The following is a 20,213-nucleotide window of genomic DNA, read 5'->3' on the forward strand; positions in this document are numbered from 1 at the left end:
GTGCCGAACAGGAAGGCGGGCCAGTTCCAACGGCGCGGAGGCTTCGGCAGCGCACTGTCCACATGCCAGAAACGACGGTAGGCGGCGGCATTGGGCCCGACCACCAGCGTCAGGTAGTCGGCATCTTCCAGTGCAGTGTCTACATCGGCGTCAGCGCCGGGCGCCAGATAGGGGTTCTCGCTACCGGGCGAAGTCTGCGGATCGAGGGCGCTCATGCTGGCCTTCCATGCCAAAGGGAGAGCCTGCTATAGCGGCGCGCTGGACAGGATCTGAAGCAGAACATGACGCCCGCCCGGTGCCACGGTGACCACATCGGGACCGGCGTTGGCCGCTTCCAGGCAGACATAGTCGCGCCATCCGTCACCGACATCGGCCATCCTGGCGGCACCTTCGGCGCCAGGGTTCCATGCCACCAGCGAGCGGCTGCCTTCAGTGCGGAGGTCGATGCGGCGCTTGAGCACCGGGTCGCGCAGCACATAGTGCCCGCCGGCCTGGGTGTAGATGCGGTCGCTGCGGCCCGGGTCACGCGGATCGCGCAGCGACCAGGGGCCCTGCTGGCGGCGCGGCTGGGCGTAGTTCTCGAACTTGTCGAGGTAGTCCAGGCCGTCGACGCCGTCGACATCGACCTTGCTGGCATCACCGACACGGAAGTAGTTGTGCAGCGCCTGGGTGATGGTGGCCGGAGCCTTGCCGGTGTTCTCGGTGACCAGCTGCTGGCGCAGTTCACGGCCGACACGGACGGTCATGGTCAGGCGCAGGCCGAGGTTGTCCAACGCCGGCGGGGCCAGGGTCAGCTCGATGCTGCCATCGTCGAGCCGGCGCGCCTGCTGCAGTTCCCAGGGCAAGGTGCGCACGAAACCGTGGGCGGGCATGTCGTCGCCCTGCCCCTGGCGGCCGAAGTAGGGCCAGCACACCGGGCTGCCGCCACGGATCGGCGTGGGCAGCGCGGCACGCTTGGGCGAGAGCCACATCACATCCGGCTGGCCCTTGGGCACGAACGAGAGCAGTTGCCCGCCGAACACGCTGATCGCGGCGGTGGCCTGGGGAGTTTCCACCAGCCAGGCATCGAGTCCCTGGAACTGGCCGCTGCTGACACCCTTTATCTGTTGCACGCTGGATCGACTCCGGATGGCCGGCGATTGCGCGGCACTGTAGTTGGTGGGAAGGCTGAAGCGGGTGGGCGTGGCCGGAACCTTCGCCTGCGGTTCGCTCTGCAGCGCGCGCAGGATGCGCTGGCCGGCGCGACCATCGGCGTCGGCCCAACCGAGCCGGCGCTGCTCGACCTGGATGGCACGACGACTGGCGGTACCGATCATGCCATCGGCGGCACCGATGTCATGGCCGCGCGCCAGCAACAGGGTCTGCAGCTGGCGGCGCTCGTCGCGGCCAAGGCCAGGATCATCGGTAGGCCAGGCGGTGACCAGTCCATTGCCCCCGCGCAGGCGGTCGGCCAGGGTGGCGATGGCCAACGCATAGCTTTCGGCGGCGTTGTAGCTGTAGATCGCGTCGTAGTTGCGGAACGCCAGCAGTGCAGGACCTTTGTTGCCGGCCGGCAGCAACAGCGCGGCGCGGGCGTCGGCGGGCAGGCCAGCCGGCGCCAGCGCGCTGCCGTCCAGGCCGGTCACGCCCAGTGCGCGCCAGTCGGCCAGTGCCCGGCGCTGGGTACGGCCGGCCTGGCTGGCGTTGAACCCGGCGGGGACACGGACTTCCATGCCCCAGGGTTCGCCGGTTCGCCAGCCGGCACGCTTCAGATAGTTGGCGGTGGAAGCCAATGCATCGGGAATGCTGCCGACCAGATCACGACGGCCATCGCCATCACCATCGACGGCAATGCGTGCGTAGGTGCTGGGCATGAACTGGGTGTGGCCGAAAGCACCGGCCCAGGAACCGGTCAGGCCCTGCGCCTGCAGGTCGCCCTGGTCGATGAGCTTGACCAGCGCCAGCAGTTCGCCGCGGAAGAAGGGCTGCCGGCGGCCGGCACAGGACAGCGTGGCCAGCGACTGCAGCAGCGGGCGTTTGCCGAACACGCGGCCGTAGTCGCTCTCCACACCCCATACGGCGACGATGGTGACTGGATCGACGCCGTACTGCGCCGATACGCGCTGAAGCAGGTCACGGTGCTGCTGCAGCATGGCGCGACCGTCGTCCACGCGCTGGCGATCGACCAGTGCGGCCAGGTAGTCCCAGATCGGCGTAGTGAACTCCGGCTGCGCATCGAGCAGCGGCAGCACGGTTGGGTCGGGCTGCAGTCCGGCGGTGATCGCATTGAAGCGGTCAGCGGCAATGCCCTGGCTGGCGGCCGTAGCCTGCAGGCCCGCCATGCAGCGGGCGAACGCGGGATCAGCGGTTGCCGCTGCTGCCGGCGGCGCGGACGCTGGCATGGCAAGCGCGGCGGCCAGGCCGAGCGTGGTCAGAATGGGCATGGCGTCCTCCGTGTTGCCGGTGCTGCAGCCATGGTAACGCGGAGGGAGAGCAAGGTTGGCCGAGATTGCCGGCCAGCGGCCGGTACTACCTGTGCCTAGGGTGAGGGGCGCAGGAGGCGCAGGCCATAGGCGGGATCGTCCGCGTTCCAGCATGCCGCCACCTCCAGCCTTGCCTGCTGCAGCAGGTGGCCGAAGCTGGCGTCGGTGTACTTGTGGCTGTACTCCACGCGGATCGGTTCGCCAGCGCTGAAGTGGAAGGTGCGGCCGTCGAGATGCACGTCCTGCTCGCGCTGGCTGACCAGATCGGTTTCGATGCGCAGGCGCGCGGTGCTGTAACGGGCCTGGTGACGGAAGCCGTCGAGATCGAAATCGCTGCCGACCTCGCGGTTGAGACGCGCCAGCAGGTTCAGGGTGAAGGCGGCGGTGACACCGTCGGCGTCGTTGTAGGCGGCTTCGATCAGTGCCGGGTCCTTGTGCAGATCGATGCCGACCAGGGCCAGGCCGTGCTTGCCCATGGTCTGGCGCATTGCGCGCAGCAGCGCGATCGCATCCTCATCGGCGAAGTTGCCCAGCGTGGAGCCCGGGAAGAACAGCAGCCGGCGCGCGGCAGGCCGCTCTGGCGCGGGGACCTGCACAGGGCGGGTGAAGTCGGCACACACCGGCAGCATTTCCACGTCCGGCAGCGCCGGGGCCAGATGGTCGATGCTGGACAGCAACGCCGCGCGCGAGATCTCGATGGGCGTATAGGCCACCGGGTCCTGCAGGGCAGCCAGCAGGCGCGCGGTCTTGCGGCCGCTGCCGCTGCCCAGTTCGACCACATGCACGCGCGGACCCACCGCCTGCGCGATCTCCGGCAGCACCCGGTCCAGCAGGGCCAGTTCGGTGCGTGTGGGGTAGTACTCGCGGGTGTGGGTGATCTGCTCGAACAAGCGCGAGCCGCGCGCGTCGTAGAAGTACTTGGAAGGCAGCTGGCGAGAGGCGTGCGACAACCCCGCCACGGCGTCGGCAAGGATCTGCTGGCGGCCGGGGGTAAGGTCGGTCAGCGCCTGCAGCGCATCCTGGACGGTACTCATGAAAGATCCCTTGCCAGGCGCACGCCTGAGAACTGCCAACGCGCCGGTGGCATGAAGAAGTTGCGGTAGCTGGCCCGTACATGGCCGCGCGGCGTGGCGCAGCTGCCACCGCGCAGGACCCACTGGCCACACATGAATTTGCCGTTGTATTCGCCGAGGTTGCCGGCGAAGGGACGGAAGCCGGGATAGGCGCCATAGGCGCTGCTGGTCCATTCCCACACGTCGCCGAACAACTGGCGCAGTCCATCGCCCTGCCCTGCCATCGGGTGCAGATGGTCGTCGTCGGCGAAGTGGCCTTCGATCGGCTGCGAGGCGGCGGCCGCTTCCCATTCGAATTCGGTGGGCAGGCGGGCACCGGCCCAGCGTGCGCAGGCATCGGCTTCGTAGTAACTGAGGTGACAGACCGGCGCATGCGGATCGAGCTCGCGCCAGCCGCCGAGGGTGAACTCGCGCAGCAGGTCGTCATCCCAGTACAGCGGATGCTGCCACTGCTCGGCCTCGCGCAGCGCCCAGCCTTCGCTCAGCCACCAGCGCGGATCGCGGTAGCCGCCGGCGTCGATGAAGGCGCGGTACTCGGCGTTGCTGAGCGGGCGCTCGGCGATGGCATGCGCGGGAAGCAGCACGCGATGCACGGGCGATTCATTGTCATAGGCGAAGGCCGCGTGCTGCGGCCAGGCGGACGCACCGATGCTGACGATGCGTTCGCCCTGTTCGACCCAGCCCTGCGTGCCGAGGGCGCTGACGGCGATGGGCAGGTCTTCGCGGTACGGCGGCTGCAGCGGATTGCACCAGAAGGCATGCTTGATGTCGGTGAGCAGCAGCTCCTGGTGTTGTTGTTCGTGCTGCAACCCCAGCTGCAGGTGCTGCAGGGCGTCGCTGCCGAGATCGCCAGCGCGCAGTCCTGCCAGCACCTGCTCATCCACATGCTGGCGGTAGGCGTGAACCTGCTGCAGAGAGGGCCGCGACAGCAACCCGCGCTGAGGCCGTGCGTGGGCGGGGCCGAGACTCTTGTAGTAACTGTTGAACAGATAGTCCCAGGCCGGATCCCAGGGGGTGTAGCCGGGCTGGCTGGCCAGCACGAAGCGTTCGAAGAACCAGGTGGTGTGGGCCAGGTGCCACTTGGCCGGGCTGGCATCGGCCATGCTCTGCAGCAGGGCGTCTTCCGGGCTGAGGGGTGCGGCCAGCTGCACGCTGCGCCCCCGCACATGGGTGAAGTGGCGGGCGAGGTCACGCTGCGGGGCAGCGACGGCGGCGGGTACGCTGTCCATGCGACCAGCTTCGACCGCGACCGGTGAGCGCAATGTCATGGCCCGGTGGCGCGGTGTTCACATCAGGCTGCGCGTATTCAAGAAGGTCGCTGCTGCGCCGCTAACGGCAGTGCTGCGGCCGCGTCGTGACCGCGCTGGAATTCCGTGTGTCCCATCATCCGCTTCGACAGCCTGTGCACTATCTGTTCGTGCTGCCCGCCGTGCTGGTCGCACTGGTGCTGTGGGCGAGCCTGGAAAGCGATGATGTCGGCCGCGCCGGGCAGCGCATCCTGCCGTGGTTGCTGGCCTGCCTGGGTGCAGGGCTGGCGCTGCTGTACAACCAGGTGCGCACGCTGTGCCTGTTGCTGCTGGTGGCGCTGGCCTTCGCGGTGCTGCACCAGGACCTTGGGCACTACCTGCGCGAGGGCCGAGTGACGGCGTTGACACCACTGCGCTTCCACGCGATCTCGACCTGGCTGCCGTTGCTGTTCGCCATCCATGCGTTGTGGCCCGAACGTGGCCGCCGCCGCCAGGACCTGCTGCTGAGGGCCACGACCAGCGGTGTTGCGGTGGCGATCTTCATCCTGCTTGCCACACAGCAGCCACAGGGCATGCACGACCTTTTGTCGAACCGGCACTTCCCCTGGATTCCGAGCAACTGGAACGCGCTGGCGCAGCTGCCTGCCGTGCTGTTCCTGCTGGCCACCGCTGCGCTGGGATGGCAGGCGTGGCGCCAGCCCCGGCCGTTGCATACGGCGATGCTGCTGGCCCTGCTGTGCCTGTGGTGGATGCTGCCGCGGATCTTCCTGCAGCCGGTGCTGCTGCCGGCGCTGAGCGTAGCGGCGCTGCTGCTGATGCTGGGCGCGACCCTGCAGGAGTCCTTCCACATGGCCTTCGGCGACGAACTGACCGGCCTGCCCGGTCGCCGTGCGTTCAACGAGACCCTCAAGCGCGCCACCGGCACTTACAGCATCGCGATGATCGACGTGGATCATTTCAAGAAATTCAATGACACCCACGGCCACGACACCGGCGATGACGTGCTGAAACTGGTGGCCTCACGGCTGTCGCGGGTGGGCGACGGCGGCCGTGCGTTCCGTTATGGCGGCGAGGAATTCGCCGTGGTTTTCCTCGACCGCCCGGCATCGGCCTGCGTGGATGCGGTGGAGGCGCTGCGACAGGGCATCGAACAGAGCCGCATGCAACTGCGCGACCGCAGCACGCGCACCCGCGACGATACGCTCGGCCAGCAGCAGCGCGGGCGCGGCGGTGGCGGTGCGGTGGTGCAGGTAACCGTCAGCATCGGCCTGGCCGACAGCCGGGTCGATCGGCGCCCTGCCGGGGTGGTCAAAGCGGCCGACCAGGCGCTGTATGCGGCCAAGGAGGAAGGCCGCAACCGCGTGTGCGCGCATGGCGGCCAGCGCGTGCTGGCCGTGCGCGGCAGCCAGGCTCAGACGGCGTCGAGGTAGTACCAGCGACCCTCGACCCGCAGGAAGCGGCTGTGCTCGGTCATTTTCACCGCGCTGCCGCCACCGACGCGGTAACGGGCGGTGAAGCGGACCTCGGCGCTGTCGTTGCCGGTCACCTGGTGGTCCTGCACGGTCAGGCCCAGCCATTGGGTGCGCTGGCCGGGGGCATCATCGAGCGACAGTTCTGCCGGACGGGTGTCCGGGTGCCAGGTGGCACGCAGGTAGTCCGGTAGGTGGCGCACATAGGCGCTGTAACGTGAGCGCATCAGACGCTCGGCATCCGGCGCGGCGTCGCCGGCATGGAAGCGCCCGCAGCAGGCGGCGTAGTCGGCGGCCAGGCCACAGGGACAGGGATCGGGGGCGGTTCGGCTCATGCGGGTATTGTCGCGTGGGCGGCGGCAATGTGACAGGCGTATGCTGTCGCGCCCTCACTTCGATTGAGCGCCGTGCTGGAACTGATTCCTCCTGAGTTGTGGTGGCTGGTGGTGATCGCCTTCATTGCCGGCCTGGTCGATGCGGCCGTGGGCGGCGGCGGACTGGTGCAGCTGCCCGGCCTGTTCACGGTACTGCCGCAGCAGACCCCGGCGATGCTGTTTGGCACCAACAAGTTCAGCTCGATGTTCGGCACCGGCGCAGCGGCATGGCGCTATGCGCGCAACGTGCGCTTCCCGTGGAAGCCGGTGCTGTTCGCCGCAGGTACGGCCTTCGTGTTCTCCTTCCTTGGCGCTACGGCGGTCAGCCTGTTGCCCAAGGACGCAGTGCGGCCACTGGTACTGGTGCTGCTGGTGGCGATGCTGGCCTACACGCTGTGGAAGAAGGACTTCGGCGCGCTGCACCGGCCGCAGGACATCGGCCGCCGCGAGCTGGTGATCGCGCTGGCGATCGGTGCGGCGATCGGCTTCTACGATGGTTTCTTCGGGCCCGGCACCGGCAGCTTCCTGATCTTCCTGTTCGTGCGCTTCTTCGGGCTCGACTTCCTGCGTGCGTCGGCCGCGTCGAAGGTGGTGAACCTGGCGACGAACGTGGCGGCGATCTCGTTCTTCGTGCCGACCGGCAACATCCTGTGGCTGTTCGCACTGCCGATGGCGGCAGCCAACATCATCGGCTCGGTGGTGGGCACGCGGTTGGCGCTGAAGGGCGGCACGCCGTTCATCCGAAAATTGTTCGTGGGCCTGGTGGTGGTGCTGATCGCGCGGATGGCGTGGGATACGTTCCGTAGTTCGTGAATGCGATTGCCGGCCAGCGATCGGCACTACCACTATCGGGATTCATGACCTGGTAGGTGCCAACCTTGGTTGGCACGCTGTTTCCGGTCGCGAAGAGCAGCCGAGCATGGCTCGGCTCTACAGGGGATTGCCGGCCAGCGGCCGGCACTACCAGGGCGGGCCGAAGCGATCAGGCTTCGGCTTCTTCCGGTTCGTCGGCCTGCTGGCGGCTGCGCTCCGGCAGCTTCAGGCGCTTGCCTTCTTCGTCGTACTCGATGAGCAGCACGCCCGAATCGTGGCGGCCGCTGATCTCGACGAAGCAGGCGCCACCGATGAACGGTTCCAGCGTCATCACCGATTTCAGCGGGGTGGCCACCACCATCTGGAAACCGAAGTTGTCGAAGATGTTCATCGCCAGCGCGGTGAACTCGTTGTCGGCCTTGTCGAAGGCTTCGTCGAGCACGACTGCGGCATAGCTGGGCAGCTGGCTGTCGGCGCCGCCGAGCTGGTAGCGCAGTGCCGCGGCCAGGCAGGTGGTGGCCAGCTTCTGCCGCTGGCCACCGGATTTGCCGGCGCCGCTGCGGTAGATCTCGACCTGCTGGCGCGTTTCCACATCCAGCTCCACGCCGATGAACTCCACGTGCAGGCGTACGTCCAGCACCACTTCGCGCCAGCGCTTGTCTTCGCCTTCCTGCGAGCCGAGGCGGTTGACCAACTGGCGCAGGACGGTGAACTGCGTTTCGGCCAGGTCGCGCTGCTCGGTCTGCTGCTGCGACAACACCTCGCGCAGCTGCTGGTGGAACTCCTGCACTTCCGGCAGGCGCCGGTCGTTCAGTTCGATGGTCAGCAGGGTGCCACGGTTGAAGGGCACCTGCTCCAGGCTGGCGTTGACTTCGTCCAGGCGCTGGCCGATCGACTTGCGGGCCTCCGCGCTGTGACGCTGCAGCGCGAGCAGGTTGTTCTTGCTCTGGTTCTGCAGCAGGTCGAAGAAGCGTTCTTCATGCTGCGGCAGGCCATCGCGTTCAAGGCGTTCGAGGCGAGCGAGGAAATCCTCGGCCGAGGCCACCGACACGGTGAAGTCGCCCGATTCTTCCGGCCACTGCTGGATGAAGCGGCGGAAGCAGCCCAGCAGCAGGTTCTCGATGCGGTTGACGTCCTGCTGCGAAGACGAGAGCTGTTCGTTCAGCGCGTTGCTGACCTGGCGCATGTGCGCTTCCAGCGTTTCCAGGCTGAGCGGGCCCTGCTCCTGCAGGCGCTCGGCCAGGCCGGCTTCCTGGTCTTCGGCCAGCGCTGGCAGGACCAGTGCCCGGCTCTGCTGGCGGGCACGATCCAGGCGGTCGCGTTCGCGCACCAGCTGGCCGCGCTCGACGCGGGTGTCTTCGTAAGTGCGGCGGGCCTGCTCGATATCGGCGCGGGTGGCGTCGATCTGCTGGGCGATCCTGGCCAGGTCGGCATTGCCTTCGCGCAGGGCGTGCAGGCTGGCCTCGATGTCGGCCAGACGCTGTTGAGGCGCGGCGACGTCGATTTCGTTCCAGCTGATGCCGATCAGCTGGTGGCAGGCCAGGCGACGTTCGTTGTCGCGGTCACGCTGGCTGCGCAGGCGCGCGATGTCGGTATCGCAGCTGGCGATACGGGCGGCCAGTTCCTGGGCTTCCTTCTCGAAGACGGCGAGCTTGTCGCGGTTGCTGAAGCCCAGCAGCCAGCGGCGGCGATCGTTCACCGCACTGCGATCGTCCTTCTCGAAGCGGTCGCCCGGATGCTTGACCTGACCTTCGCGGGTGATGCCGCGGTCGACGTTGCGCAGCTGCTTGGCGTCCACGCATTCGTAGTCGAAGCGCTTGCCCAGCTCGCGGCGCAGCCAGCTTTCGAACACGTGGTCGCGTAGTTCCAGCTTGTGCAGCAGCGACTTGGCGGACGGTTCGCGGGCGAACGCATCGTCATTGCGACGCACGCGGTAGTAGGTGAAGCGCATGCCCAGGTGGGTACGGTTCACCCATTCGGCGACGTCGTTGTAGTGCTTGTCATCGACCAGCAGCGACTGCGCGAAGCCACCGAGCACACGCTCGATCGCGCCCTGCCAGCTCTGCTCTTCCGAGCGGACCTGGATCAGTTCGCCGACGAACGGCAAGGCCGCTTCGGAGATACCGGTTTCTTCGGCAAGGCGCGCGCGCAGCTTCTGCATCGGCGCAGGAATGCTGGAGGGCGTGCGCTGCATCGCCTCCAGTTCGCCACGCACGTCGGAGAAGCGCCGCTCGTCGTCGCGCTTGCCGCCCAGCCGTTCGCTGATGGCGTCGTCCAGGGCGCTCGACGCACGCTGACGGTCTTCCAGTTCGGACTGCGCCTGCTCAAGCAGCTCGGCGAAGCCATGTGCATCCTCGGGCAACGCGGCCTGCAGCTTCTGTGCGGCGTCACGCGCCTGCGCCTGCTTGGCCAGGCGGCGATCACGTTCGGCTTCGGCGCGGCCCTGCTCGCGTTCCAGTTCCTCGATGCGCTCACCGCCCTGCTGGCGGCGCTGCAGTTCCAGCTCGGCCAGGCGCTCGGTGTGGTTGTCCAGCGCCGCGCGACGCTGCGCTTCTTCGCCCAGCAGGCCACGGTCGCGCGTATCCATTTCACGCAGGCGCGCTTCGATCAACAACTGTCGACGGCTTTCGCGGAAGCTGTCGATACCGAGCTTGAGCGCTTCGTCATCGCCGCGACGACGGCTCATCGCCTGCAGGTCGCCATAGTGCTCGCGCGCCGGCTTCAGGGTTTCGACCTGACGCCGCGCGGTGACCACGGCCTGGTGCGCGCCATCGAGTTCGGCGAAATCGCTGACAAGTCGTTCGGCAGCGTCGAAGGTCTTCGGCGTGTCGAGCATGAAGTCGCGCAGGAAGACGTTCAGGTCACCCAGGTTCTTCGCCGACTGCGTCTTGTGCAGCAGGCGCAGCGCCATCTCGTTGTCGATGCCGAGCAGGTGGCGGAAGCGTTCGGCATAGCCGGAGAACGTGTCGAAGTGATGGACGTCGGCCAGCTTCTGCTTGAGCTTGCGCAGGTCGAGATCGAAGCCGCCCAGATCCTTGGCGATGTCGAACGGACGCTCGGCGATCATGTAGTGCTTGCGCACGTCACCGGCGGAGGTGCTGCTGCCGGCGATCCAGAGCAGGCGTACCAGGCTGACCACGCGGCCATCGCCGGCGCGGTACTCCAGCACCAGCGCGGTCCAGGTCGCGCCCTTGCGCAGGTACTGGGTGGCGATTTCACCGGTGCCACTGTCCTGCTGGTCGGCCCACGCGCCGCGCACGTAGGACACCAGGTTGCGGTCGCGGCCGCTGCGTTCGGCTTCACGCGCTGCGGCGTTGAAGTCGACGATGGCCGGTGGCGTCAGCAAGGCGGACATGGCATCGAGCAGGGTCGACTTGCCCGAACCCGAGCGGCCGACGAACAGGAAGCCGCGCTCGGCGATCGGCACTTCGGTCAGGCCGTTGAAGGTGCCCCAGTTGTGCACCTGCAGGCGGCGCATGCGGAACTGCTGCAGGCGCGGGTCCGGCAGGCCTTCGTTGAACAGGGCGGGAGTGTGCTTGGAAATGGCCATGCGGTGCTCGGGTCTCTCAGGCTTCAGCGGCCGGGGTTTCGCGCAGCTGGCGGTAAACCGCCGACAGCTGGGATACGTCTTCGGCGGAGAACAGCAGCTTCAACGCCGGCGAGACTTCGTGGCGGTCTTCCTGGCCGCCGAGGCGGGTCAGGATGTGGTTGTCCTTCATTTTCTGCACCGCCGAGGCGACACGGCGGTTGAAGCCGGCGCGATCGGTGGACAGGTTCTTTTCGTAGATGGCCAGTGCTTCGGCCATTTCAGCATCGGCGACCACGGCGCGGTTGCCACGCGCATCGGCTTCGCCCAGCTGCTGGCGCAGGTACAGCAGCAGCACCGAATCGATGAAGGTCAGCGGCGAGGTGCGCAGCAGTACCGGTGCATCGACATCTTCGGTGTCGGCCTGGCGGGTGAACGCCACGCCACTGTCACGGTCGAGCACCAGTTCCAGGAACAGGTCCGACAGCGCCGAACGGATACCGGCTTCGCTGCGGATCAGTGCCGGCCACAGCTTGGCGTGACGCAGCTGGTCGATGCTGGGGCCGATCAGCAGCTGGCACAGCGCGCGGCGCGCATCCAGCGGCAGGCGGCCGGTATCGCCCATGTAGTAGACGTCGTTGCCGCGCCGGGGCTGGGCCACGGTCGCCACCGGCTCGGCCTGGTAAGCGTCTTCGGCCAGGTCGGCATGCGGTGCGTCGATGGGGTCTTCATGCCAGCTCATGGCGTCTCTCCTGGGTAAACCAAACCAGCGGGATGCGGGCACGACGGATCTGTCCGTCGCCACCTCGCCATTCGGCAAGCTCCTGTTCGCCGGCGATCACGCTGCCAAAGCGCGTGCCCAGCGAGAGGTAGCCGATGACACTGCCCAGCCCCTGCGGCGCTTCGCGCTGCGACAGGGCCTGGGCAATGCTGAGTTTCGGCTGCCTGTCGAGCAGGTCGTGCAGGTCGCGGCGCAGGGTGCGGAAATCGATTTCCGACGACGCCACCAGATCGCCCACGCTTTCCAGGCTGATGCTGGCCGCATCGTTGTATTCGACGTTGCCATCGACCTGCGCGCTGCGCGGGTCGTGCAGCTTCCACTGCGACCACGAACGCAGGCGGCTGGTGGTCAGCTGCAGGTCGCGGCCAATGGCGCGCTGCGCCGGGAAGTCATCGCGCAGTGCCAGTGCTTCGGACTGCGCCTGCTTCAACAGCTGGTTGAGGCGGCGCTGTTCCAGGTAGCCACGGCTCTGCACGAAACCACGCAGGCTGCGCGCGAAGTTCTGCAGCACGTCATGCACCTGGCCACCACGCTCGAGCATGGTGCTGGTGAAGCCGCGCAGGAAGTTGCGCTCGTTGCGATCCAGCCGCCGGGCGAAGCCACGGGCCAGCAGCGTCTCCAGCGCGGCATCGAGCTGGGCGCTCTGTTCGGCGTCGTTGAGCAGGCGCCAGAACGCCTGGAAACTACGGCCCGCGTCGCTCTCGCCGATCACGTCCACGCCTTCGAACAGCTTGGACAGCACGTCGCCGCGCTCGCCTTCGTCATCGATGATGCGTTCGCGGAAATCACGGTTGAGCTGTTCGAAGTCGTCGCGCACGCGGCGGAAGTCTTCGGTCAACTCGTCGGCCAGGCCGATGATCTGCCGCGTGCGTTCCAGCGCGCGCTTGCCGTCCAGGGCCGTCACCCGGCCAGCGCTGACACGGGCGATCTCGGCATCGATGCGGTCGCGCTCGTCGCGCAATGCGGACAGGCGTGCGTCCGGGTCGGCCTCGGTCTGCGCGGCCAGCTGCGACAGCTGCTCGATCACCAGTGCCAGACGGCTCTCGGTGGCGGCCACGCGGGCCTGCTCCATGCTGTCGGCGAAGCGGATCGCCTGCAGCGCCTGGGTCGAGAGCTCGTACTGCTCCTGGTCGGCGCCTTCAGGCAGCCGGCGTTCCAGCCAGCCCTGCGCGAGCCAATGGGCGACGTAGGCCTGCGCGGTCCGCGGCAGCTCGCGCGACAACTCGTCGCCGTTGAGCTGGTCCAGCGCACGCTGCAGGCGCTCGTTGAGGACCGATGCCGGCAACGTGCGATCGCCGTCCATCAGCAGGCCCTGCAGCAGGCCGATGATTTCCGGTGCGTGGTCGGCGGCGAGCAGCTTCCATTGCGGCTGTTCGCGCAGGTGGCGATAACGGGTGATGCGTTCGCGGTGCTTCATGCAGCGAGATCGGTCGGAAGGGCGCGGCGGCCGGCGCGCGCGCGAAGGCGCGGCGCAGGCACGGCGAAAGCGGCGGCCACGCGGGGCCGCCACCGGGAGGCGACGGCGCTCAGCGCTTGCCGCCCACTTCGATGAAGCGCAGGAACTCGGCGCGGGTGCGGGCGTCCTCGCGGAAGCTGCCCAGCATCTTCGAGGTGACCATGCTGACGCCGCGCTTGTGGATGCCGCGGGTGGTCATGCACTCATGGGCGCCTTCGACGACGACGCCAACACCGACCGGCTGCAGCACGTCCTGGATGCACTGGGCGATCTGCGCGGTCATCTTTTCCTGCACCTGGAAGCGGCGGGCGTAGGCTTCGACCACGCGTGCCAGCTTGCTGATGCCCACCACCTTGCCGGCCGGCAGGTAACCGACGTGCACGCGGCCGATGATCGGCGCCATGTGGTGCTCGCAGTGGCTTTCGTATTCGATGTCGCGCAGGACGATCAGTTCGTCGTAGCCGGCGACTTCCTCGAAGGTGCGTTCCATGTAGGCGCGCGGGTCGTCGCGGTAGCCGCTGAACCAGTCGCCATAGGCTTCGGCCACGCGGCGCGGGGTATCCAGCAGGCCTTCGCGGGTCGGGTCCTCACCGGCCCAACGCAGCAGGGTGCGCACGGCATCCTCGGCCTGGACCTGGGTCACATCGCCCTGCGGGGCGGCCTTTTCGTTGTTCTTGCTCATTGCATACAGCGCCCGAACGGGGGGCGAGCATCGTACCCGACCGGGGGGTGGGTCGTCCTCTGGGGACGGTTCATCGGGGGGCCGCCCGGCGCCGGATTGCTATCGATCTGGAGCGGGAAGGGCGGCAGGGCAGGACACGCCGTAAACCCATCCATGGGGGCTCGGTCGGCGCATCCCTGCGCCTCACGGTCCTGCCCTGCCGCCCTTCCCGCTCCCTGACGGTTTCCTGCGGGCGCGGCCGGTCCGCCCGAAAGCGGGGTCAAAAGCTGGGGTTCATGGCCTCGGAGGGTGTCCTGGCTGCTGCTGTGGTGGGTGCGGACCGTTGGTCCGCACTGCTTCTGCCCTTGCCTTTAAAGAGCCAACCCACCACGCCCGCGGGATGTGGGGTAGGTGGCGGAGGGCCCGGCGGGGTAGGACCGTGAGGCGCATGGATGCGCCGATCGAGCTTACAGGGACGTACTTGCAGCGTGTCCTACCCCGCCCGGCCCTCCGCCACCCCAACCGATAGCCAGCAGGCGCAACGCTTTCCTCAGCACACCACCCATTCAGTAAAATCTATTGATAGGAATGAAATTAGTAGTATCCTATCTATTACTTATGGACCGCCCCCTCGACGAGCGCACCGTGCTGCAGATGCAGCTCAGCTCCGGCCTGCTGTACGCAGGGCGGCAGTGGCAGCGCCTGGCCGACAGCCGGTTGGGCAGCTACGGCATCTCCACCGCCTGCACCATGCCCCTGCTGATGATCGGCCGCTCCGGCGGTGGCATCCGCCAGGTCGCGCTGGCACAGCAGCTGGGCATGGAAGGCCCTTCCCTGGTGCGCCTGCTGGACAAGCTCTGCGCCAGTGGGCTGGTCCGCCGCGAATGCGATGCCAGCGACCGCCGCGCCAACCTGCTTTGGCTGACCGAGGAAGGCCAGGCGTTGGTGCGCGAACTGGAAGACCAGTTGATCGGCCTGCGCCAGGACGTATTCGGCGAGCTTTCCATGGATGAACTGCATGCCGTGCTGAAGGCATGGCGCCTGCTGGCCGAGGCTGCCGACCGCATCACGTAAGCCCGTTGTCGGTGAATACCGCCGCTGCCGTGCATGCGCCAGCGGCTTTTGCCCGTTGCCGTTGTCCTGTTCCACCTCCCCTTCCCCTACCGTCCCCGCCCCTACCGATGCCCGGTGAATTCAGTCTCCACGGAGTGTTCGTCCCGACCCTGCTCGGGTTGATGGTGTTGGCCTACCTGGTCAACAGCGGCCTGCACGCGCTGCTGCAGCGTGCCGGTGCCTATCGCCACGTATGGCACCCGGCGCTGTTCAACCTGGCCTTGTACGGGATCGTGCTGGGCCTGCTGTTCCACCTCCTGCGTTGGATGCAATCGTGAACAAGATCGTGAAGAAGAGCCTGCCGGTGCTGCTTACCTGCGCAGCCGTGATCGTCGCCCTGCTGGTGCTGCGCCAGCTGTGGGTCTACTACATGGACGAGCCGTGGACCCGCGACGCCCACGTCGGCGCCGACGTGGTGCAGGTGGCGCCGGATGTGTCCGGCCTGGTCGAAACGGTGCAGGTAGCCGACAACCAGGCGGTGAAAAAGGGCGACCTGCTGTTCGTGATCGATCGCGCGCGCTACCGCATCGCGCTGGAGCAGAGCCGCGCCAGCCTGGCCGAACGCCAGGCATCGGTCGCGCAGCTGCGCCGCGAGATCGGACGCGACCGCAGCCTGCAGGATCTGGTCGCCGCCGAGGACGCCGAAGTGCGCCGGGCCAAGCTGCAGGCCGCACAGGCCGCATTGGCCACCGCACAGGCCGCGGTCGACCTGGCCGAACTCAACCTGGCCCGCACCGAAGTGCGTGCACCGGCCAATGGCCGGGTCAACGACCGCACCATGCGCGTGGGCGACTACGTGGTGGCCGGCAAGCCGGTGCTGGCGCTGCTGGATACCGGTTCGTTCCGCATCGATGGCTACTTCGAGGAAACCCGCCTGCGCGGCGTTTCCCCGGGGCAGCGCGTGGACATCCGCCTGATGGGCGAAGACACCCCTCTGCACGGCCATGTCGAAAGCATCGCCGCCGGCATCGAGGATCGCTACCGCAGCAACGGCAGCACCCTGCTGCCGAACGTGACCCCGGCCTTCGACTGGGTGCGGCTGGCGCAGCGCATCCCGGTGCGCATCGCCATCGACGAGGTGCCTGCCGGCGTGGAGCTGATCGCCGGGCGCACCGCCACGGTGACCGTGGATACCGGCCGCCACGTGCAGAACAAGAAGGCCGGCGCTGCGCCGACACAGGCGGGCCTGTGAACGCCGCCCTGCCCCGCCTTGGCCTGATCGTCGCGCTGGCCAGCCTGGCCGCGTGCAGAACCGTCGGCCCGGATTACGCATTGCCCGAAGGCTCGGCATTCAAGCGGCCGCAAGCGAATGCCGCGTTCATCGATACCCACAACCCCGAAGTGGCTGCCAACCAGGCACTGCCGGCACGCTGGTGGTCGCTGTACAACGACCCGGTGCTGGATGGGCTGATCACCCAGGCGCTGCGCGACAACGTCGAACTGAAGGCCGCCGACGCGCATCTGCGCCGCGCTGCTGCGGTGTACGAGCAGGCGATGGACGCCGGTGGCTTCGAGTACGAGGCCGAGGCCGGTGTCAGCCGCGCACAGTTGTCGGCCGAGTCGTTCCTGCAGGAGCACGAGCTGCCGGTGATCAACCTGGCCGACGGCAAGTTCGCGGTGAGCTACCAGTTCGACCTGTTCGGCAAGCTCAAGCGCGGTGCCGAAGCAGCCCGCGCCGACGAACAGTCGGTGGCCGCTGCACGTGACCTGGCCCAGGTGAGCGTGGTGGCCGAGGTGGCCGGCAGCTACCTGGAGATCTGCCACGCCAACCACGAACTGCATGTAGCCGAGCATTCCCTGCAGCTGCAGCAGCGCAGCCGTTCGGTCACCCAGCGGTTGATCAGCGCAGGCCGCGGCACGCCGCCGGAACTGGCGCGCGCCAATGCCCAGGTCGCGCTGCTGGAAGCCGCATTGCCCCCGCTGCAGGCGCAGCGTTCGGCTGCCGCCTATTCGCTGGCGGCACTGCTTGGGCAGACCCCGGGCCAGCTGCCGGCCGGGGTGATCGACTGCGCGCACGCACCCACCCTTGCCCAGCCGCTGCCGGTCGGTGATGGCCGCGCGCTGCTGCAGCGCCGTCCCGACATCCGCCAGGCCGAACGCAAGCTGGCCTCGGCCACCGCGCGGATTGGTGTCGCCACTGCCGAGCTGTACCCGGACATCCGCCTGGGCGCCTCGGTCGGCGCCGCCGGCCTGCTGGAAGACTTCGGCCAGCCGATGACCCAGCAGTGGTCGTTCGGCCCGCTGATCTCGTGGACGCTGCCGTCCTCGGGCACGCATGCACGCATCCACGCCGCCGAGGCTGGGGCCGATGCCGCGCTGGCCGAGTTCGACCATGCCGTGCTGCAGGCACTGCGCGAAACACAGACCGCACTGGACCGCTATGCGCAGGATCTGCGCCGCCTGCAGTCGTTGCGCGTGGCGCAGGAGCAGGCTGCGATGGCCGCAGAGCAGAACCGCCGGCTGTACCAGGGCGGCCGCACGCCGTACCTGTCCAGCCTGGATGCCGACCGCAGCCTGGCCAGCAGCGATGCCACCCTGGCCGCGGCAGAAGCCCAGGTCTCGCGCGACCAGATCCACCTGTTCCTGGTACTGGGCGGTGGCTGGCAGGACAGTGCCGCGTCTGCGGCTGCGCCGACGGCGGCGAGGTAAGCGATGAACGGGCTGACCGACCGCCAGGCCTGGCTGTTCTCGATCAAGACCTACCTGGCAGCGATCGTCGCGCTGTACATCGCCATGGCCGGCAACCTGTCGCGCCCGTACTGGGCGATGGGCACGGTGTACATCGTCAGCCAGCCGCTGCTGGGCCCGACCCGGGCCAAGGGCGTGTACCGCATCCTCGGCACCCTGGCCGCCGGCCTGGCCACCCTGCTGATGTTGCCCGCCCTGGTGGAAACGCCGCTGGTGCTGAGCGCAGCGATGTCGATCTGGCTGGCCGGCTGCCTGTTCCTGGCCCTGCTCAACCGTGGCCCGCGTGGCTACGCGTTCCTGCTGGCCGGCTACACCACTGCATTCATCGGTTTCCCGGCGGTGACTTCGCCGGAGACCATCTTCGACACCGTGGTGGCGCGCAGCGAGGAGATCATCCTCGGTACGGTGGTAGCGGTGCTGTTCGCCTCGCTGCTGTTCCCGGCCTCGGTGCGGCCGATGCTGGGCGCGCGCATCGGCAACTGGATGGAGGACGCGGCGCAGTGGTGCCGGCAGATCCTCGAGCGCGGCCGCGCGCATGCCCCACGCAACCGGCTGGCCGCCGACCTGGTGCAGTTCGAGGCGCTGATCGAGTTCCTGCGCCGCGATGATCCACGCCATGCCGGCGCGGCCGTATCGATGGAGCGCCTGCGCGAACGCATGCTGTTGCTGCTGCCGGTGCTGTCATCGATCGCCGACCGCCTGAGTGCGCTGCGCAGCGATGGACAGACCCTGCCCGAGGGCCTGCCGACGCTGGTCGATGACATCCACGACTGGATAGACACGCCGTCCAGTGCCAGCGACTACGCGCGCCTGCGCGCACGCATCAGTGCGCTGAAGCCACAGGTGGACCGCGATCTGCAGCACCTGCAGCTGGCCAGCCTGCTGCTGCGCCTGGAGGAGCTGGTGGACCTGTGGCAGGACTGCCGCACCCTGCAGCACGCAATCGACCAGGGCACCGCGCCGCTGGACCGTGCGCACTACCGCATCCGCACCGAACGCACCGCCACCGACAAGCACGTCGACTACGGCATGGCACTGTTCTCCGCGCTCAGCGCCGGCGTGGCGCTGATGAGCTACTGCGTGCTGTGGATCGGCCTGGGCTGGGAGGGCGGTGGCAACGGCGCGATGATGGCCGCGGTGACCGCCGCGTTCTTCGCTGCACAGGATGATCCGGCGCCGAGCATGGTCTCGTTCCTGGTGTGGGCGATGGTGGCTTCGCTGGTCGCCGGCGTGTACCTGTTCGGCGTGTTCCCCGCCGTACACGACTTCGGCCTGCTGGCGCTGGTGCTGGCAGTGGTGTTCCTGCCGTTGGGCCTGCTGCTGCACCACCCGAAGAGCGCGCTGTTCGCGCTGCCGCTGACGGTCAACCTGGCCGCGCTGCTCAGCCTGCAGAACACCTACAGTGCCAACGTGCAGACCTTCGCCAACTCGTCGATCGCGATGTTCATCGGCATTGGCTTTGCGGTGGTGATGACCCGGCTGTTCCGTTCGGTGGGTGCCGAATGGACCGCACGCCGGCTGGTACGGCAGGGCTGGACCACCCTGGCCGAGGCGGCCGAAGGCCGTGGCCAACAGGATCGCCAGCGCTTCGCCGCACGCATGCTGGATCTGCTTGGCCTGCTGGCACCGCGCCTGGCGGCGACTCCGGAAGGCAGCGACATCGCGTCGGTGGACATGCTGAACGAGGCGCGCATCGGCCTGAACATCCTGCAGCTGCGCCGCGCCCGCCTGGAGCTGCCGGAGCGCAGCCGCGAGGCGGTCGAGCACATCCTGGAGGAAGTGGCCGTGCACTATCGCCGGCAGATCGCCGCACGCAAGCCGATTGTGGCGGCCGAGGCGCTGCGCGAACGGCTGGACACCTCGCTGGGACGGGTCGGCAGCGTGGCCGCCTGCAAGGCGCGCGACGAGGCGCTGATGGGCCTGGTCGGCCTGCGGTTTGCGCTGTTCCCGGAAGCAAAGGCGTTGGCGCCGGGACTGCTGGCAGCCGAGGGGCCGCAGCCGTAGCACGCTACCCTGTGCACCCATAGACCCCGCACCGGGGTCGGATCCTTCGCCACGGGCGAGGGCTCTGACCCCTGCGCTGCACAGGACGGTTCAATGAGTTACGACATGATGGTGTTCGAGGCCAGCGTCGCCCCGCGTGAAGCGGCGGCGTTCATCGCCTGGTTCGAGAAGCAGGCGCAGTGGGGCGAGAGCCACGAGTACGACGATCCGGCGGTCAGCAGCCCGGCGCTGCAGGCATGGTTCGCGGAGATGGCGCAGGAGTTTCCGCCGATGAACGGCCCGCTGAGCAATGACGATGATGATCGCGCCGAGGTGACCGAGTACAGCATCGGCCGCCATGTGATCTATGGCGCGTTCGCGTACTCGGTGGCCGAGCGCGCGCATGGACGGGTGCAGGACCTGGCCGAGAAGCACGGCGTGGGGTTCTTCGATGTCAGTGCGGACGAAGCCGCGATCGTGTATCCGGATGGGTTGGTGTTGATGCCGGAATAGGTTTGGCGGCAGGGCTGCGCCCTGCACCTGCCGAATCAACGGCAACGGCAAAAG

Annotated in this window: 17 protein-coding genes (1 of these 17 only partly in view); 8 read left to right on the plus strand and 9 right to left on the minus strand. The window is 68.0% G+C overall.

All coding sequences use genetic code 11. From position 1 onward, the window contains the following. The 4 genes from AB4Y98_RS09510 to egtB form a co-directional block, all read right to left on the minus strand. Positions 1 to 215 carry the 5' end (the start) of a DUF2628 domain-containing protein gene (locus tag AB4Y98_RS09510; RefSeq protein ID WP_223497335.1) on the minus strand. Its footprint begins 346 nt before the window's first position, so 215 of the gene's 561 nt are visible here — the first part of the coding sequence; the start codon lies at positions 213 to 215; the stop codon falls past the left edge of the window. Positions 216 to 245: 30 nt separating this feature from the next. Then, positions 246 to 2,381: a lytic murein transglycosylase gene (locus tag AB4Y98_RS09515; protein WP_442244282.1), complete on the minus strand. Its 2,136-nt coding sequence runs from the start codon at positions 2,379 to 2,381 to the stop codon at positions 246 to 248. Between the two features lie 137 nt (positions 2,382 to 2,518). Further along, entirely contained in the window at positions 2,519 to 3,496 is a 978-nt protein-coding gene (gene egtD / locus AB4Y98_RS09520) for an L-histidine N(alpha)-methyltransferase (RefSeq protein ID WP_442244239.1), read from the minus strand. Beyond that, positions 3,493 to 4,764: an ergothioneine biosynthesis protein EgtB gene (egtB, locus tag AB4Y98_RS09525; RefSeq protein ID WP_442244240.1), complete on the minus strand. Its 1,272-nt coding sequence runs from the start codon at positions 4,762 to 4,764 to the stop codon at positions 3,493 to 3,495. The genes egtD and egtB overlap by 4 nt, the downstream gene beginning before the upstream one ends. Before the next feature lie 146 nt (positions 4,765 to 4,910). Here egtB and AB4Y98_RS09530 point away from each other — a divergent pair, with 146 nt between their 5' ends. Then, complete coding sequence (locus AB4Y98_RS09530) at positions 4,911 to 6,212, plus strand: diguanylate cyclase (protein WP_442244241.1); 1,302 nt, start codon at positions 4,911 to 4,913, stop codon at positions 6,210 to 6,212. Here AB4Y98_RS09530 and AB4Y98_RS09535 read toward each other — a convergent pair. Beyond that, complete coding sequence (locus AB4Y98_RS09535; protein ID WP_312110238.1) at positions 6,194 to 6,586, minus strand: YchJ family metal-binding protein; 393 nt, start codon at positions 6,584 to 6,586, stop codon at positions 6,194 to 6,196. The two genes, AB4Y98_RS09530 and AB4Y98_RS09535, sit on opposite strands and share 19 nt — an antisense overlap. 72 nt (positions 6,587 to 6,658) lie before the next feature. On the opposite strand from AB4Y98_RS09535, the gene AB4Y98_RS09540 reads away from it, so the two are divergent. Then, positions 6,659 to 7,438, plus strand: a complete 780-nt coding sequence (locus AB4Y98_RS09540; RefSeq protein WP_312110237.1) for a sulfite exporter TauE/SafE family protein — start codon at positions 6,659 to 6,661, stop codon at positions 7,436 to 7,438. A 169-nt stretch (positions 7,439 to 7,607) separates the two neighbouring features. On the opposite strand, the gene AB4Y98_RS09545 is transcribed toward AB4Y98_RS09540, so the two are convergent. From AB4Y98_RS09545 to folE, 4 genes are all read right to left on the minus strand, one after another. Next, complete coding sequence (locus AB4Y98_RS09545) at positions 7,608 to 10,988, minus strand: ATP-binding protein (RefSeq protein ID WP_442244242.1); 3,381 nt, start codon at positions 10,986 to 10,988, stop codon at positions 7,608 to 7,610. Positions 10,989 to 11,004: 16 nt separating this feature from the next. After that, positions 11,005 to 11,706 (minus strand): DUF4194 domain-containing protein, encoded by a 702-nt coding sequence (locus tag AB4Y98_RS09550; RefSeq protein ID WP_025875661.1) that lies wholly within the window; start codon positions 11,704 to 11,706, stop codon positions 11,005 to 11,007. Continuing rightward, on the minus strand, positions 11,693 to 13,162 hold the full coding sequence (locus tag AB4Y98_RS09555; RefSeq protein ID WP_025875659.1) for a DUF3375 domain-containing protein: 1,470 nt from the start codon (positions 13,160 to 13,162) through the stop codon (positions 11,693 to 11,695). The genes AB4Y98_RS09550 and AB4Y98_RS09555 overlap by 14 nt, the downstream gene beginning before the upstream one ends. Positions 13,163 to 13,271: 109 nt before the next feature. Then, the gene (folE, locus tag AB4Y98_RS09560; RefSeq protein WP_089241981.1) at positions 13,272 to 13,883 is read right to left on the minus strand and encodes a GTP cyclohydrolase I FolE; all 612 of its coding nucleotides are present in this window, start codon (positions 13,881 to 13,883) and stop codon (positions 13,272 to 13,274) included. A 597-nt stretch (positions 13,884 to 14,480) separates the two neighbouring features. Here folE and AB4Y98_RS09565 point away from each other — a divergent pair. The 6 genes from AB4Y98_RS09565 (at position 14,481) to AB4Y98_RS09590 (ending at position 20,159) form a co-directional block, all read left to right on the plus strand. Continuing rightward, positions 14,481 to 14,936: a MarR family winged helix-turn-helix transcriptional regulator gene (locus tag AB4Y98_RS09565; RefSeq protein ID WP_025875653.1), complete on the plus strand. Its 456-nt coding sequence runs from the start codon at positions 14,481 to 14,483 to the stop codon at positions 14,934 to 14,936. Positions 14,937 to 15,043: 107 nt separating this feature from the next. Then, positions 15,044 to 15,253 (plus strand): DUF1656 domain-containing protein, encoded by a 210-nt coding sequence (locus AB4Y98_RS09570; protein ID WP_025875651.1) that lies wholly within the window; start codon positions 15,044 to 15,046, stop codon positions 15,251 to 15,253. Then, positions 15,250 to 16,167: an efflux RND transporter periplasmic adaptor subunit gene (locus AB4Y98_RS09575; RefSeq protein ID WP_312787693.1), complete on the plus strand. Its 918-nt coding sequence runs from the start codon at positions 15,250 to 15,252 to the stop codon at positions 16,165 to 16,167. Before AB4Y98_RS09570 ends, AB4Y98_RS09575 begins: the two co-directional genes overlap by 4 nt. Then, positions 16,164 to 17,624 (plus strand): efflux transporter outer membrane subunit, encoded by a 1,461-nt coding sequence (locus AB4Y98_RS09580; protein ID WP_428704823.1) that lies wholly within the window; start codon positions 16,164 to 16,166, stop codon positions 17,622 to 17,624. Before AB4Y98_RS09575 ends, AB4Y98_RS09580 begins: the two co-directional genes overlap by 4 nt. Before the next feature lie 3 nt (positions 17,625 to 17,627). Beyond that, positions 17,628 to 19,667 (plus strand): FUSC family protein, encoded by a 2,040-nt coding sequence (locus AB4Y98_RS09585; RefSeq protein WP_313251379.1) that lies wholly within the window; start codon positions 17,628 to 17,630, stop codon positions 19,665 to 19,667. 93 nt (positions 19,668 to 19,760) lie between these two features. After that, a complete protein-coding gene (locus AB4Y98_RS09590) occupies positions 19,761 to 20,159 on the plus strand; it encodes a hypothetical protein (RefSeq protein ID WP_032978532.1) in 399 nt (132 codons plus the stop codon). Positions 20,160 to 20,213 lie beyond the last annotated feature (54 nt).

The organism is Stenotrophomonas sp. 2YAF26 (genome assembly GCF_052114625.1).
In the GTDB taxonomy this organism is placed as follows: domain Bacteria; phylum Pseudomonadota; class Gammaproteobacteria; order Xanthomonadales; family Xanthomonadaceae; genus Stenotrophomonas; species Stenotrophomonas indicatrix.

What these genes read in the sequence shown, in the direction of transcription:
- AB4Y98_RS09555 (WP_025875659.1), bottom strand. Translation starts at nt 13,162, where the DNA reads ATGAAGCACCGCGAACGCATCACCCGTTATCGCCACCTGCGCGAACAG.
- folE (WP_089241981.1), bottom strand. Translation starts at nt 13,883, where the DNA reads ATGAGCAAGAACAACGAAAAGGCCGCCCCGCAGGGCGATGTGACCCAG.
- AB4Y98_RS09515 (WP_442244282.1), bottom strand. Translation starts at nt 2,381, where the DNA reads ATGCCAGCGTCCGCGCCGCCGGCAGCAGCGGCAACCGCTGATCCCGCG.
- AB4Y98_RS09585 (WP_313251379.1), top strand. Translation starts at nt 17,628, where the DNA reads ATGAACGGGCTGACCGACCGCCAGGCCTGGCTGTTCTCGATCAAGACC.
- AB4Y98_RS09590 (WP_032978532.1), top strand. Translation starts at nt 19,761, where the DNA reads ATGAGTTACGACATGATGGTGTTCGAGGCCAGCGTCGCCCCGCGTGAA.
- egtD (WP_442244239.1), bottom strand. Translation starts at nt 3,496, where the DNA reads ATGAGTACCGTCCAGGATGCGCTGCAGGCGCTGACCGACCTTACCCCC.
- egtB (WP_442244240.1), bottom strand. Translation starts at nt 4,764, where the DNA reads ATGGACAGCGTACCCGCCGCCGTCGCTGCCCCGCAGCGTGACCTCGCC.
- AB4Y98_RS09545 (WP_442244242.1), bottom strand. Translation starts at nt 10,988, where the DNA reads ATGGCCATTTCCAAGCACACTCCCGCCCTGTTCAACGAAGGCCTGCCG.
- AB4Y98_RS09550 (WP_025875661.1), bottom strand. Translation starts at nt 11,706, where the DNA reads ATGAGCTGGCATGAAGACCCCATCGACGCACCGCATGCCGACCTGGCC.
- AB4Y98_RS09565 (WP_025875653.1), top strand. Translation starts at nt 14,481, where the DNA reads ATGGACCGCCCCCTCGACGAGCGCACCGTGCTGCAGATGCAGCTCAGC.
- AB4Y98_RS09535 (WP_312110238.1), bottom strand. Translation starts at nt 6,586, where the DNA reads ATGAGCCGAACCGCCCCCGATCCCTGTCCCTGTGGCCTGGCCGCCGAC.
- AB4Y98_RS09570 (WP_025875651.1), top strand. Translation starts at nt 15,044, where the DNA reads ATGCCCGGTGAATTCAGTCTCCACGGAGTGTTCGTCCCGACCCTGCTC.